The 13220-nt window shown below is 72.4% G+C and carries 13 protein-coding genes; 7 read left to right on the top strand and 6 right to left on the bottom strand.

What is annotated here, in order from left to right; genetic code table 11:
• Positions 1 to 12: 12 nt before the first annotated feature.
• A complete protein-coding gene (locus tag CG747_RS08090; RefSeq protein WP_100600961.1) occupies positions 13 to 1635 on the top strand; it encodes a cation acetate symporter in 1623 nt (540 codons plus the stop codon).
• A gap of 159 nt (positions 1636 to 1794) precedes the next feature.
• Positions 1795 to 2784 (top strand): GTP 3',8-cyclase MoaA, encoded by a 990-nt coding sequence (gene moaA, locus CG747_RS08085; protein ID WP_100600960.1) that lies wholly within the window; start codon positions 1795 to 1797, stop codon positions 2782 to 2784.
• Here moaA and CG747_RS08080 read toward each other — a convergent pair.
• The 5 genes from CG747_RS08080 to CG747_RS08060 all read right to left on the bottom strand — a co-directional run bounded on the left by CG747_RS08080 (position 2767) and on the right by CG747_RS08060 (position 8452).
• A complete protein-coding gene (locus CG747_RS08080) occupies positions 2767 to 3009 on the bottom strand; it encodes a hypothetical protein (RefSeq protein ID WP_100600959.1) in 243 nt (80 codons plus the stop codon). The two genes, moaA and CG747_RS08080, sit on opposite strands and share 18 nt — an antisense overlap.
• Before the next feature lie 228 nt (positions 3010 to 3237).
• Positions 3238 to 3600, bottom strand: a complete 363-nt coding sequence (locus CG747_RS08075) for a DUF3099 domain-containing protein (RefSeq protein WP_100600958.1) — start codon at positions 3598 to 3600, stop codon at positions 3238 to 3240.
• A gap of 259 nt (positions 3601 to 3859) precedes the next feature.
• Positions 3860 to 5263: a tyrosine--tRNA ligase gene (gene tyrS, locus CG747_RS08070; protein WP_100600957.1), complete on the bottom strand. Its 1404-nt coding sequence runs from the start codon at positions 5261 to 5263 to the stop codon at positions 3860 to 3862.
• 149 nt (positions 5264 to 5412) lie between these two features.
• A complete protein-coding gene (locus CG747_RS08065; protein WP_100600956.1) occupies positions 5413 to 6840 on the bottom strand; it encodes a metallopeptidase TldD-related protein in 1428 nt (475 codons plus the stop codon).
• 82 nt (positions 6841 to 6922) lie between these two features.
• Positions 6923 to 8452 (bottom strand): TldD/PmbA family protein, encoded by a 1530-nt coding sequence (locus tag CG747_RS08060; RefSeq protein WP_100600955.1) that lies wholly within the window; start codon positions 8450 to 8452, stop codon positions 6923 to 6925.
• Positions 8453 to 8614: 162 nt separating this feature from the next.
• Between CG747_RS08060 and fabG the strand changes: the two genes are divergently transcribed.
• Both fabG and fabI read left to right on the top strand, forming a co-directional pair.
• Entirely contained in the window at positions 8615 to 9319 is a 705-nt protein-coding gene (gene fabG, locus CG747_RS08055) for a 3-oxoacyl-[acyl-carrier-protein] reductase (protein WP_100600954.1), read from the top strand.
• Positions 9320 to 9324: 5 nt separating this feature from the next.
• Positions 9325 to 10095, top strand: a complete 771-nt coding sequence (gene fabI, locus CG747_RS08050) for an enoyl-ACP reductase FabI (RefSeq protein WP_100600953.1) — start codon at positions 9325 to 9327, stop codon at positions 10093 to 10095.
• Between the two features lie 175 nt (positions 10096 to 10270).
• Here the strand turns inward: fabI and CG747_RS08045 are convergent, their stop codons facing one another.
• Positions 10271 to 10972, bottom strand: a complete 702-nt coding sequence (locus tag CG747_RS08045) for a FadR/GntR family transcriptional regulator (protein ID WP_100600952.1) — start codon at positions 10970 to 10972, stop codon at positions 10271 to 10273.
• Between the two features lie 154 nt (positions 10973 to 11126).
• On the opposite strand from CG747_RS08045, the gene CG747_RS08040 reads away from it, so the two are divergent.
• From CG747_RS08040 to CG747_RS08035, 3 genes are all read left to right on the top strand, one after another.
• Positions 11127 to 12425, top strand: coding sequence for an MFS transporter (locus CG747_RS08040; protein WP_100600951.1), 1299 nt, complete (start codon positions 11127 to 11129; stop codon positions 12423 to 12425).
• A gap of 204 nt (positions 12426 to 12629) precedes the next feature.
• Positions 12630 to 12746, top strand: coding sequence for an SGM_5486 family transporter-associated protein (locus tag CG747_RS49180; RefSeq protein ID WP_257980285.1), 117 nt, complete (start codon positions 12630 to 12632; stop codon positions 12744 to 12746).
• A 154-nt stretch (positions 12747 to 12900) separates the two neighbouring features.
• Positions 12901 to 13176, top strand: coding sequence for a hypothetical protein (locus CG747_RS08035; protein WP_308303765.1), 276 nt, complete (start codon positions 12901 to 12903; stop codon positions 13174 to 13176).
• The last annotated feature ends 44 nt before the right edge of the window (positions 13177 to 13220 follow it).

Below are 13220 nucleotides of genomic sequence, written 5' to 3'. Positions count from 1 at the left end.
GGAGGCCGGCGCATGAACCTCCCCCACCACCTCGCCGCCGGTGGCGCCGGCGACCACCGCGCCCTGATCGTCACCCTCTTCGCCGTCTTCGTCGCCGCCACCCTCGGCATCACCGTCTGGGCCGGCCGGCAGACCAGGGGCGCCGAGGACTTCTACACCGGCGGACGGCAGTTCAGCGGCTTCCAGAACGGCCTGGCGATCTCCGGCGACTACATGTCCGCCGCGTCCTTCCTCGGCATCGCCGGCGCCATCGCCCTCTTCGGCTACGACGGCTTCCTCTACTCCATCGGCTTCCTCGTCGCCTGGCTCGTCGCGCTCCTCCTGGTCGCCGAACCCCTGCGCAACTCCGGCCGCTTCACCATGGGCGACGTCCTCGCCTACCGGATGCGCCAACGCCCCGTCCGGACCGCCGCCGGCACCTCCACCATCGTCGTCTCGATCTTCTACCTGCTCGCGCAGATGGCCGGCGCCGGCGCCCTGGTGACCCTGCTCCTGGGCATCACCAGCGAAGCGGGCAAGATCCTCGTCGTCGTCCTGGTCGGCATCGTGATGATCCTCTACGTCACCATCGGCGGCATGAAGGGCACCACCTGGGTCCAGATGGTCAAGGCGGTCCTCCTGATCGCCGGCACCCTGCTGATCACCTTCCTGGTGGCGTGGCGGTTCCACTTCAACCTCTCCGCCCTGCTCGGCGCCGCCGCCGAGAACAGCGGCAAGGGCTCCGCCTTCCTGGAACCCGGCCTCAAGTACGGCGCCACCGCCACCTCGAAGATCGACTTCATCTCGCTCGGCCTCGCCCTCGTCCTGGGCACCGCCGGCCTGCCGCACATCCTCATCCGCTTCTACACGGTGCCCACCGCCAAGGCCGCCCGGAAGTCGGTGAACTGGGCGATCGGCATCATCGGCGTCTTCTACCTGATGACCCTCGCCCTCGGCTTCGGCGCCGCCGCCCTCCTCAAGCCCGCCACCATCACCGCCTACAGCGAGGCCGGCAACACCGCCGCCCCGCTGCTCGCCCAGGAGATCGGCGGCGGCGCGGGCTCCACCGGCGGCGCCATCCTGCTCGCCGTCATCTCCGCCGTCGCCTTCGCCACCATCCTCGCGGTGGTCGCCGGCCTCACCCTCGCCTCGTCCTCCTCCTTCGCCCACGACCTCTACGTCAACGTCCTCCGCAAGGGGCAGGCCACCGAGAAGGAAGAGGTCGGCGCGGCCCGCTGGGCGACCGTCGGCATCGGCGCGATCGCCATCGTCCTCGGCGTCTTCGCCCGCAGCCTCAACGTCGCCGGCCTGGTGGCGCTCGCCTTCGCGGTCGCCGCCTCCGCCAACCTCCCCACCCTCCTCTACAGCCTCTTCTGGAAGCGCTTCACCACCCAGGGCGCCCTCTGGTCCATCTACGGCGGCCTGCTCTCCTCCGTCCTCCTCGTCCTCTTCTCGCCCGTCGTCTCCGGCAAGAAGAGCTCGATGTTCCCCGGCGCCGACTTCGCGGTGTTCCCCCTGGAGAACCCGGGCCTGATCTCCATCCCCCTGGGCTTCCTCCTCGGCTGGCTCGGCTCCCTCCTCTCCCGGGAGGCACCGGACGCCGCCAAGTACGCCGAATTGGAAGTCCGCTCCCTGACCGGTACCGGAGCGCACTGAGCCGTCCCTACAGGACACGGGCGGGGTGCCGTCGTAGAGACCTACGACGGCCCCCCGCCCACCTCGTGCTTCTCACGCCTCCTCACTGTCGGACCCATCGCGTAGTCTCGAAGACGTACTGATCGACAGACCGATCCACACTCTCGGGGAGGGGGCCCAGTGCTCATCGACACCTACGGCCGTGTGGCCACCGACCTGCGCGTCTCGCTCACCGACCGGTGCAACCTGCGCTGCACGTACTGCATGCCCGAAGAGGGCCTGCAGTGGCTGGCCAAGCCCGATCTGCTGACCGACGACGAGATCGTCCGGCTGATCGGCATCGCCGTGCGCGACCTCGGCGTCGAGGAGGTCCGCTTCACCGGCGGCGAGCCACTGCTCCGCCCCGGCCTGGTCGGCATCGTCGAGCGGGTCGCCGCCCTCGCCCCCCGCCCCCGGATGTCGCTGACCACCAACGGCATCGGCCTGCAGCGCACCGCCGCGGCCCTGCGCGACGCCGGCCTGGACCGTGTCAACGTCTCCCTCGACACCCTCCGGCCCGACGTCTTCCAGACCCTGACCCGCCGCAAGCGGCACGCCGACGTCCTCCGCGGCCTCGAAGCCGCCCGCGACGCCGGCCTCACCCCCGTCAAGGTCAACACCGTCCTGATGCCCGGCCTCAACGACGGCGAGGCCCCCGACCTCCTTGCCTGGGCCATCGACAACGACTACGAGCTGCGCTTCATCGAGCAGATGCCGCTGGACGCCCAACACGGCTGGAAGCGCGACGGAATGATCACCGCGGGTGACATCCTCGCCTCGCTGCGCACCCGCTTCACCCTCACCCCCGAGGGCCAGGACGAGCGAGGCTCCGCCCCCGCCGAGCGCTGGACCGTCGACGGCGGCCCGCACCGCGTCGGCGTCATCGCCTCGGTGACCCGCCCGTTCTGCCGCGCCTGCGACCGCACCCGGCTCACCGCCGACGGCCAGGTCCGCACCTGCCTCTTCGCCACCGAGGAGACGGACCTGCGCGCCGCCCTGCGCTCCGGCGCCCCCGACGCCGAGATAGCCCGCCTGTGGAAGCTGGCCATGTGGGGCAAGAAGGCGGGATCCGGCCTCGACGACCCCACCTTCCTCCAGCCCGACCGCCCCATGTCAGCTATCGGAGGCTGACCGCGGCCGCTCCCATTCCGCCAGCGCCACCACGTCCTTGAGGAATCCGCGCACGGCGAGGAACTGCGACAGGTGCTCCCGGTGCTCGTCGCACGCCAGCCAGGTCTTGCGCCGGTCCGGTGTGTGCAACTTCGGGTTGTTCCAGGCCAGTACCCACACCGCGTCGGCGCGGCAGCCCTTGGCCGAGCAGATGGTGACGTTCTCGGAATCGTTCGGGGAGTTCACGCCTCAACCCTACGTCCCGCTCCCGTGCCCGCTCCGGCCTCATCGCCCTGCGGACATGACGACGCCGGGCAGCCACGGGGGGAGCCGCCCGGCGTCGGTCCGTCGCTCCGACGGGGGATGCGGAGCGCGTACGCAGTATGCCACGGGGAATGGTGTGCGGTGCAGCGGAACCGCATCATTGATCTGAGCTTTTCTTGAGCTTTGCTGAGCGATCGGCCTCGCCGAAGCTCAGCCCCGCTCCTCGCGCGAGGCCGAGGACTCCTCCGCCGGCCGTTCCGCAACGGATTCCGCAGGCCCCGGCGGCAGCTCCTGCCGCACGGGCTTGACGAACGTCGACGGCAGCGAAGGGACGTTCTCCCGACCGGCGTTGGCGATGACCACCGCGATGTAGGGGAGCCCCAAGCCGATCACGAGCGTTGCAATGGCAATCGGCCGCTCGATGTTCCACAGCACGGCAGTGAGGACCACGGCCACGGTCCGCACCGCCATCGAGATCACGTACCGCCGCTGGCGTCCCCGCACATCCTCGGTCAGCCCCTGGCGAGCCCCGGTGATCCGGAAGGCTTCGACTCCACCGCTCTGCTTCCGCATCTCGTTCCACCACCTGCTCCGTCGTGCCGGATTCTCCCCGCATTCCGGTCAGATTCCACGGTACGCCGCCCCTCCCGGCCCCACGAGACCGGGTCACGTCGTCGGCGTACGGAGGGGTACTCCGAACGCCGTAGCCGTACGTCGGACTCCCGCGGTGCGGGCGCTTCCGGCGGCAGGGGGCTCGGGGCCGCCCGGCCCCCCCGCCCGCGGGAGAGCGGACGGGGGAACGCAGGTCGGCAGCAGGGGCCCGGGACGAGCCCTAACGGCCGGTGATCTGAGCCAGCTTGCGGCCGGCCTTCAGGTACGCGACACCCTCCGCGTCGGACAGCTTCTCCGCCAGGACCTCGGACAGCGGGCGCACCGCGTCGGCCTCGGCGAGCACCACCGTCGACTGGCCGGACCCGCCCTCGACCACCAGCCGCAGCGCGTTCTGCTTCGCCAGCCGCCGCGCCGCCGAGGCGCTCGGGGTGAACTCCAGCACCGTCGTCAGCACCGCCGCGACCGGCAGGTCCCCGTGCTCCCCGGCGTCCACGGCCGGCAGCGACTCCACGTCCGCGAACGACTTCTTGGAGAACTGGGCCACGAAACCGGCCCGGGCCGCCATCGCCGCGTCCAGCCCGTAGAGCGCCGCCACGACCTCACCCGCGAGGATCTTCTTGAGGTCCATCGGGTGCACCGACCGCTCGCCGATCCGGCCCAGGGCGAGCGCGATCTCCTCGTCGGTCCACTCGGTCCACGCCTTGAGGTACGGCTCCATCAGCCGGTCCGGCACCGACATGATCTTGCCGAAGACATCGTCGGCGGGTGCGCTCAGACCGACGTAATTGCCCTTGGACTTGGACATCTTGGCGCCGCTGCCGTCCGTGCCCTCGATCAGCGGCATGGTCACCACCAGCTGCGGCCGCTGCCCGCGCAGCTCCATCAGCTTGCGCCCCATCTGGAGGTTGAGCAGCTGGTCGGAGCCGCCGAGCTCGACGTCGCAGGCCAGCGCCACCGAGTCCAGGCCCTGCGCGATCGGGTAAAGCAGCTCGGTCATGGTCAGACCGGAGCCGGCCGCCAGGCGGTTGCGGAAGTCCTCGCGCTGGAGCAGCTGCGACGCCGGCACCTGGGCGAGCAGCCCCAGCAGCTCCGGGAAGGTGTACGGCGCCAGCCACTCGCTGTTCTGCCGGAAGCTGACCTTCTCGAAGTCGAAGAACGGGCGCACCTGCTCGCGGTAGGTGGCGAGGTTGTGCGCGATGTCCTCGTCGGTCAGCGGCGGCCGCTCGGCGGTACGCCCCGACGGGTCGCCGATCTTGGCGGTGAAGTCGCCGATGATGAGCGTGACGTCGTGGCCGAGGCGCTGGAACCGGCTCAGGATGATCAGCGGCACCGCGTGCCCGAGGTGCACATCGGTCGCCGTCGGGTCGATGCCCAGCTTGATGTGCAGGCCCTTGCCGGCGCTCCGGCGCTCCTCGATGCGCTCGGCCAGCTTCGCCACGCCCGGCAGCACCTCGACCGTGCGGGACGCGATCAGCTCGGCCTGCTCCTTGGGCGACAGGTCCGTCAGGTCGAGATAGCGCCGCTCACCGGTCTCCTGGAGCAGCTCCCGGACCGTGTCGTCCGAGGAGAGGTCGGCGGAGAGCAGCGTGCTGGCGCGGGCGACGGATTCGCCGAGGCGTGTCATGGCGTCCCTGATCGATCGTGGTTCCCCGAGGGGAGGACAGGGCGACAGTCTATTAGGCCGGGAACGGCCGCTCACCGCGCTGTCCGCCGGGCCGACCGCCGCGCCGGCCGCAGGTCGGGGCGCCGCCCGTAGGCGGGCGGCGCCCCCGCTCACACGCCCCGGCTGACCGAGCTCATGTTGAAGTCAGGCACCCGCAGCGGCGGCATCGCGGTCCGCGGGAAGAAGTCGCCCCACTCCCGCGACAGCGTCCGCTCGGTGCGGCCGGCCTCCGCGGCCCGGCCCAGCAGGTCCACCGGCGACTCGTTGAACCGGAAGTTGTTGACCTCGCCGGTGACCTCGCCGTTCTCGACCAGGTAGACGCCGTCCCGGGTGAGCCCGGTCAGCAGCAGCGTCGCCGGGTCCACCTCGCGGATGTACCAGAGGGACGTCAGCAGCAGCGCCGGGCCGTCGTGGCCCGCGGCCGCCACCATCTCGTCGAGGGTGCGCGAACCCCCGCCCTCCAGCAGGAGGTTGTCGACGGCCGGCGCCACCGGCAGCCCGGTGAGCGCGGCGCCGTGCCGGGTGGCCACCAGCCGGTCGAGCACCCCGTCGCGCACCCAGTCGGTGGCGGTCAGTGGCAGCCCGTTGTCGAAGACCGAGGCGTCCGCGCCGGAGGTGTGGGCGAGGACGAACGGGGCGCACTCCAGTCCGGGGGCCGCCGGGTCGCTGCGCAGGGTCAGCGGCAGGGCGGAGAGCCGCTCGCCGATCCGGGTCCCGGCGGCGCCCTCCCCGCCGCCGGCCTTGGAGAAGACCGTGCGGCCCTCGGCGGCGTCCCGGGCGGTCGCCGACCACTGCTGGTAGACCAGCAGGTCGGCGACGGCGCTGGGCGGCAGCAGCGTGTCGTAGCGGCCGGCGGGCAGCTCGATCCGGCGCTCGGCCCAGGCCAGCCGCCGGGCGAGTGCGGCGTCCAGTGCGCGCGGGTCGGTGTCGGTGAAGTCCCGGGTGGCCCGGCCGGCCCAGGCCGAGCGGGTGCGGTCGGGGGACTTGGCGTTCAGCTCCAGCGTCCCGGTGGGCTGGTCGTGGCGCAGCCGCAGGCCGGTGGAGGTGCCCAGGTACGACGAGACGACGGTGTGCTGGGCGAAGCCGTACAGTTCGCGGCCGCCGCCCCGGGCCTGCCGGAAGGACTCCCCGAGGGCCGGCGCGAACGCGGCGAAGACGTCCGGGGAGGTCTCGGCGGGGGCGTCGGTGAAGCCGGCGGTCGGCGGGCCGCCCGTGACCAGCGGCTGGGCGTCCTCGGCCGGGCCGGCGTCCCGGGCGGCCGCCTCCGCGGCCCGGACCAGCGGCTCCAGCTCGTGCGCGGTGACCGCCGACCGCGAGACCACCCCGGAGGCGGTGCCCTGGGCGCCGTCCACGGTCGCGACGACGGTGAGGGTCCGGCCGCGGGTGGTGCCGTTGGTGGTGAGGGCGTTGCCGGCCCAGCGCAGGTTGGCGCTGGAGTGCTCCTCGGCGATGACCGCACAGCCGTCGGCGCGGGACAGCTCCAGGGCCCGCTCGACGATCTCGTACGGCCGGTTGCTGCGCGTACCGCGCGGGCTCATCGCCCCGCCTCCTGTGTCGTGTCGAGGCCGTGCCGGCCCGGGGGGCGTCCCCCGGTTCCCCGGCCGGATCGGTGGTGTGCGTTCAATGCCCGGCCTCCTGTGCCGTGTTGAGGACGTTCACGCCTTCGAAGACGGCGGAGGGGCAGCCGTGCGAGACCGCCGCGATCTGGCCCGGCTGGGCCTTGCCGCAGTTGAAGGCGCCGCCCAGGACGTAGGTCTGCGGGCCGCCGACCGCGGTCATCGATCCCCAGAAGTCGGTGGTGGTGGCCTGGTAGGCGACGTCGCGCAGTTGCCCGGCCAGCCGTCCGTTCCGGATGAGGAAGGCCCGCTGCTGGGTGAACTGGAAGTTGTAGCGCTGCATGTCGATGGACCACGAGCGGTCGCCGACGAGGTAGATGCCGCGTTCCACTCCGGAGATCAGCTCTTCCGTCGACGGGCCGTCCGGTGCCGGGCGGAGCGAGACGTTGGCCATCCGCTGGACCGGCACGTGGCCGGGGGAGTCCGCGTACGCGCATCCGTTGGAGCGCGGGAAGCCGGTCAGCTTCGCGATCCTGCGGTCGAGTTGGTAGCCGGTGAGGATCCCGTCCTTGACCAGGTCCCAGGACTGGGCGGCGACGCCCTCGTCGTCGTAGCCGACGGTGGCGAGGCCGTGCTCGGCGGTCCGGTCGCCGGTGACGTGCATCAGCGGCGAGCCGTAGACGAGCGCGCCGAGCTGGTCGAAGGTGGCGAAGGAGGTGCCGGCGTAGGCGGCCTCGTAGCCCAGCGCCCGGTCCAGTTCGGTGGCGTGCCCGACCGACTCGTGGATGGTCAGCCAGAGGTTGGACGGGTCGATCACCAGGTCGTAGCTGCCGGGCTCGACGCTGGGGGCGCGGAGCTTTTCGGCGAGGTGCTCGGGGATCCGGGCCAGTTCGCCGTCCCAGTCGTAGCCGCCGGTGAGGTACTCCCAGCCGCGGCCGACCGGTGGGGCGAGGGTGCGCATCGACTCGAAGTCGCCGGTGGCGGGGTCCACCGCGACCGCGGTGAGCTCCGGGTGGAGCCGGATCCGCTGCTGGGTGGTGCTGGTGCCCGCGGTGTCCGCGTAGAACTTGTTCTCCTGGGCGGCCAGCAGGTGTGCGTCGACGTGGGCCACGCCCGGCGCGGCCAGCAGCCGGGCGCTCCACTCGGCCAGCAGGCCGGTCTTGTCGGCGTCCGGGACGTCGAAGGGGTCGACGTCGTAGGAGGAGACCCAGGTGCGGTCCGCGTGTACGGGCTCGTCGGCCAGTTCCACGCGTTCCCCGGTGCCGGCGGTCGCGGCCACTGCGGCGGACAGCTTCGCCATCGCCACGGCCTGGCCGGCCACCCGTGCCGCCGCGTCCATGGTCAGGTCGACGCCGGCGGCGAAGCCCCAGGCGCCGTTGTGCACCACGCGCACGGCGTAGCCCAGGTCGGTGCTGTCGGAGGTGGCCGAGGTGCGGGCGTCGCGCAGGCGCCACATCGCGCTGCGCACCCGTTCCAGGCGGAAGTCGGCGTGTTCCGCTCCGAGCGCGCGGGCCCGAGCCAGTGCGGCGTCGGCCAGGGCGCGCAGGGGTAGCGCGAGGAAGGTCTCGTCAAGGTCATGGGGTGCGGCTGGCACGGCATCCTCCCGTAGTCGGCGGTTGCATCATGCCGTGCTTCTGTGGGGACCCGACAGTGAACGGGGGCGCGCCCCTGTGTGGGCTCGATTCCTCGTACGGGCCCACCGACCGATAGTTTCGTACCGAACGCAAGACGGACAGAAAACGGAAAGGGTGATCTCTTGAGCCGCTCGGTTCTGGTCACCGGAGGCAACCGCGGCATTGGCCTGGCCATTGCCCGTGCCTTCGCCGAGGCAGGCGACAAGGTCGCCATCACCTACCGCTCGGGCGAGCCCCCGACGGGATTTTTGGCCGTGAAGTGCGACATCACGGACGCCGAGCAGGTCGAGCAGGCGTACAAGGAGATCGAGGAGAAGCAGGGTCCCGTCGAGGTGCTGGTGGCCAACGCCGGCATCACCCGTGACCAGCTGCTGATGCGGATGTCCGAGGAGGACTTCAGCACGGTCCTCGACACCAACCTCACCGGCACGTTCCGGGTGGTCAAGCGCGCCAACCGGGCGATGCTGCGGGCCCGCAAGGGCCGGATCGTCCTGATCTCGTCGGTGGTCGGCCTGATGGGCGCGGCGGGGCAGTCGAACTACGCCGCCTCCAAGGCCGCGCTGGTCGGCTTCTCCCGTTCGCTCGCCCGGGAGCTGGGCAGCCGTAACATCACCGTGAACGTCGTCGCCCCCGGTTTCGTCGACACCGACATGACCCGGGCGCTCAGCGACGAGCAGCGGGAGAACATCGTGAAGCAGGTGCCGCTGGCGCGTTACGCGCAGCCCGAGGAGGTCGCCGCCTCGGTCCGCTTCCTGGCCTCCGAGGAGGCCGCGTACATCACCGGAGCCGTCATTCCTGTCGACGGCGGATTGGGCATGGGGCACTGATCAGCATGAGTGGAATCCTCGCAGGCAAGCGCATCCTGGTCACCGGTGTGCTGACCGAGTCGTCGATCGCGTTCCAGGCGGCCAAGGTCGCCCAGAACGAGGGCGCCGACGTCATCCTCACCGGGTTCGGCCGGCTCTCCCTGGTGGAGCGGATCGCCAAGCGGCTCCCCAAGCCCGCCCCGGTCATCGAGCTGGACGTGACCAACCAGGAGCACCTGGACGGGTTGGCCGGAAAGATCCGTGAGCACCAGGGCGAGGACGCCCGGCTCGACGGCATCGTGCACTCCATCGCGTTCGGCCCGCAGGGCGCCTTCAACTTCCTGGAGGCCGGCTGGGAGGACGTCTCGACGGCCGTGCAGGTTTCGGCGTACTCCTACAAGTCGCTGGCGATGGCCTGCCTGCCGCTGATGGAGCACGGCGGCTCGATCGTCGGCCTCACCTTCGACGCGCAGATCGCCTGGCCGAAGTACGACTGGATGGGTGTGGCCAAGGCGGCGCTGGAGAGCACCAACCGCTACCTGGCGCGCGACCTGGGCCCCAAGGGCGTCCGCTGCAACCTGGTGTCGGCCGGCCCGATCAAGTCGATGGCCGCCAAGTCCATCCCCGGCTTCGAGGAGCTGGCGGACGTGTGGAACCACCGCGCCCCGATCGGCTGGGACCTGACCGACCCGGAGCCGGCCGGCCGCGGTGTCGTCGGCATGCTGTCCGACTTCTTCCCGCGGACGACGGGCGAGATCGTGCACGTCGACGGCGGTGTGCACATGATGGGCGCCTGACGCCCACCGCGCTCGACGCTGCTCGTCCCGGTCCGCCGGGGCGGGCAGTTGCGCGTTCGCGCCGGGGATGCCTGGGATGCCGGGGACGCCTGGGATGCCGGGGACATCCGCTGTCCCGGCCGGGAATATCCCCCGCCTTTGCCCCGTTGCGGCCCGCAGGGGGCCTCCGCACCCCCTACGGGGTCTGTTCGACCTCCCCCAGGGCCCCGTCCCCCGCCCGGCACCCGAAGGGGTGGGCGCCCGCCTCGGCGGCGGCCCGTTCGCCGTCCCCGGTGCGGATCGCCTCGACCAGGCGGGAGTGGTCCATATGGGCCTCGGGGCGCAGCACGGTGCCGACGTCGGCCCGCAGGAAGTTGCGCAGGACGCCGCCGAGGTCGGCGTAGATCGCGGCCAGTACGTCGTTGTGGGAGGCGGCCACCACCGCCATGTGCAGGGTCGCGTCGGCCTCCACGAACGCCTCCGCGGCGCCGGATTCCCAGGCCCGCTCGCGGCGCTCCAGCAGGGTGTCGAGCTGGCGCAGGTCCTGTGCGGTGCGGCGGTGTGCGGCGAGCCGGGCGGCCTCGGCCTCCAGGGCGGAGCGCAGTTCGGCGACGTGCCGGGGGTCGGCGTCGGCGAACCGGCGGTTCATCACCCCGGCCAGTTCGCTGGTCGCGACCACGTAGGTGCCCGAACCCTGGCGGATGTCGAGCAGGCCGTTGTGGGCCAGTGCCCGTACCGCCTCGCGGACGGTGTTGCGGGCCACTCCGAGCTGTTCGACGAGTTCCGGTTCGGTCGGGATGCGGGACCCCACCGGCCATTCGCCGGACGTGATCTGGGCGCGCAGCTGGGCGATCACCTGGTCGGCCAGCGCGGACCGGCGGGGCGAGGTCAGGGGCATGGCTGGGCTCCGAGGTGCTGGGGCCGGTGGGCCGGGCGGGCGGTAGCGGCACGGACGGCGACGGTCCGGGGGAGCCGGTGGCGCCGTGGGGGCGAGCCGAGGCTACCGATATCGGCTGGACAAGTATTCATCCCATGATTCTATGATGACCCTTATGGCAGACGAAGACCTCACGACCCTCGGCCCGGCCGCCGAGCCCCTGGCCCCCACCGCCCCGCCCGCCGCCGCAGCCGAGCGGGTCCCGGACCAAGGGCCCGCCGCCCGCTGGCTGTCGGGGATCGTGATCGCCGGTCTCGTCCTCGCCGCGCTCAACCTCCGGCCGGCGATCACCAGCCTCGGCGCGCTCCTGGAGGAGGTCCGTGCGGGGCTCGGCATGAGCGGCACCGTCGCCGGCCTGCTGACCTCCGTGCCGGCCCTGTGCTTCGCCGTCTTCGGCTTCGCCGCGCCCCGGCTGGCCCGGCGCTGGGGGCCCGGCGCGATCGTCTGCGCCGGGATGGTCGCGATCGCGGTGGGCGTCGTGGTGCGCCCGTACGCCGGCGGTACGGCCGGCTTCCTGGCCGGCAGCGCGCTGGCGCTGGCCGGTATCGCGGTCAGCAACGTGCTGCTGCCGGTGGTCATCAAGACCTGGTTCCCCGACCGGGTCGGGTCGATGACCGGGCTCTACTCGATGGCGCTGGCCCTGGGCACCTCGCTGGCGGCGGCGCTCACCGTCCCCATGACGGCTGCGCTGGGCGGCAGTTGGCGCACCGGACTGGCCGTATGGGCGCTGCTCGCCGTGCTCGCGGTGCTGCCGTGGCTGGTGGTGCTGCTGCGGCGATCGGCCGCGACGTCATCGGCGCCGGGCGGCGGCGCGTCGGGCTCCGGGGAAACCCCCATACGGATCACCTCGTCGCCGACCGCCTGGGCGCTGGCCGTCTTCTTCGGCCTCCAGGCGACCGCCGCCTACATCACCATGGGCTGGATGCCGCAGATCTTCCGCGACGCCGGGGTCTCGGCGGGCACCGCGGGCGTGCTGCTGGCCGTCACCATGGCCGTCGGCGTGCCGCTCTCCTTCGTCCTGCCGCGGCTGGCGGCCCGGATGCGGCACCAGGGGCCGCTGGTGGTGGTCCTGGGCAGCTGCGGGCTGGCCGGCTACATCGGCCTGTGGTCGGCACCGGCTGCCGGGGCCTGGGTCTGGGCGCTGCTGATGGGCATCTCCAACTGCGCCTTCCCGCTGGCCCTGACGATGATCGGGATGCGGTCCACCAGCCCCGCCGGGGTGGTCAAGCTCTCCGCGTTCGCGCAGAGCGTCGGCTATCTGATCTCCATCCCCGGGCCGCTGCTGGTCGGCACGCTCTACCAGCACAGCGGTGGCTGGGGGCTGCCGATCGCGCTGATGATCGGGCTGATGGTGCCGCAGATCGCGGTGGGCGTACTGGCGGGGCGGAACCGCCGCATCGAGGACGAGCGGTGACGAGCGGGGCGAGCGGGGGCGAGCGGTGAGGGCGGCGGTCGCGGGCTGGGCACCCCCGTCCCGGCCGTGCCCCGGCCCCCGTCCCGGCCGTGCCCCGGCCGCCGCCCGGGGCGCGGCTCCGGGCGGCGTGGCGTTCCGCGCCGCTCGCACCCGGTCGCGGGCCCTGGCGGGAGCGGCGCGGCGGGCGGGTGCGACACTGGGCGCATGCCAGTGCTCGAACCGAATCCGCAGAACAGCCAGAAGAAGCTGCTGCTCGTCCTGGGCCTGATGCTCGGCGTGACCGCCGTCGTCGCGATCATCGCGAGCATCGCCGCGCCATGATCCGGAGGGCGGGCGCCCGGCCCGTCCGCCGTGGCCCGGGGTGGGGTTGTCCCCCGATCCCCTAGGGGGTCGGTATCAGGGATCAATGGGTGGCTTCCCGGATAGGAACGGCCGCCGGAGATCCGTAGCGTCGGAGTCACACCGCGGTACCGCGGTGGGCGCGCCGCCGTACGCGGTCGCGCCGTTCCCGCGCCACCTCCTGGAGCCCGCCATGTCCGCCGCGTTCAGCCGCCCGTCCGCAGTGCAGGCACCGCGCCTGCGGAAGGCCCTGCCGTGGTGGGGGTTGGCGCTGCCGGTGGTCTCCTTCATAGCCCTGCTGGTGCTGGTGGTGAGCCCCGGCGAGGCGAGTGCGGCCGCCGCGGCGCGGGCCCCGGAGAGCCTCGCGCCGCTGCTGGAGTTCCTCGCCCGGGTGCTCCGGCTCGGAGGGTGAGCGGGGCCCGCTCGGGGGTGCCTTCCGGCGCCGGCCGAGGGCGG

The sequence above is a fragment of the Streptomyces sp. CB02959 genome (assembly GCF_002803155.1).
Classification (GTDB): Bacteria; Actinomycetota; Actinomycetes; order Streptomycetales; family Streptomycetaceae; genus Streptomyces.
The sequence above is the reverse complement of the archived record's forward strand: the minus strand, read 5'-3'. Positions and strand labels throughout refer to the sequence as shown.

Excerpts from the sequence above, each read along its gene's own strand:
- CG747_RS08090 (WP_100600961.1), top strand. The coding sequence starts at position 13 with ATGAACCTCCCCCACCACCTCGCCGCCGGTGGCGCCGGCGACCACCGC.
- CG747_RS08075 (WP_100600958.1), bottom strand. The coding sequence starts at position 3,600 with ATGCGGAAGCAGAGCGGTGGAGTCGAAGCCTTCCGGATCACCGGGGCT.
- tyrS (WP_100600957.1), bottom strand. The coding sequence starts at position 5,263 with ATGACACGCCTCGGCGAATCCGTCGCCCGCGCCAGCACGCTGCTCTCC.
- CG747_RS08065 (WP_100600956.1), bottom strand. The coding sequence starts at position 6,840 with ATGAGCCCGCGCGGTACGCGCAGCAACCGGCCGTACGAGATCGTCGAG.
- fabI (WP_100600953.1), top strand. The coding sequence starts at position 9,325 with ATGAGTGGAATCCTCGCAGGCAAGCGCATCCTGGTCACCGGTGTGCTG.
- CG747_RS08045 (WP_100600952.1), bottom strand. The coding sequence starts at position 10,972 with ATGCCCCTGACCTCGCCCCGCCGGTCCGCGCTGGCCGACCAGGTGATC.
- CG747_RS08040 (WP_100600951.1), top strand. The coding sequence starts at position 11,127 with ATGGCAGACGAAGACCTCACGACCCTCGGCCCGGCCGCCGAGCCCCTG.
- CG747_RS49180 (WP_257980285.1), top strand. The coding sequence starts at position 12,630 with ATGCCAGTGCTCGAACCGAATCCGCAGAACAGCCAGAAGAAGCTGCTG.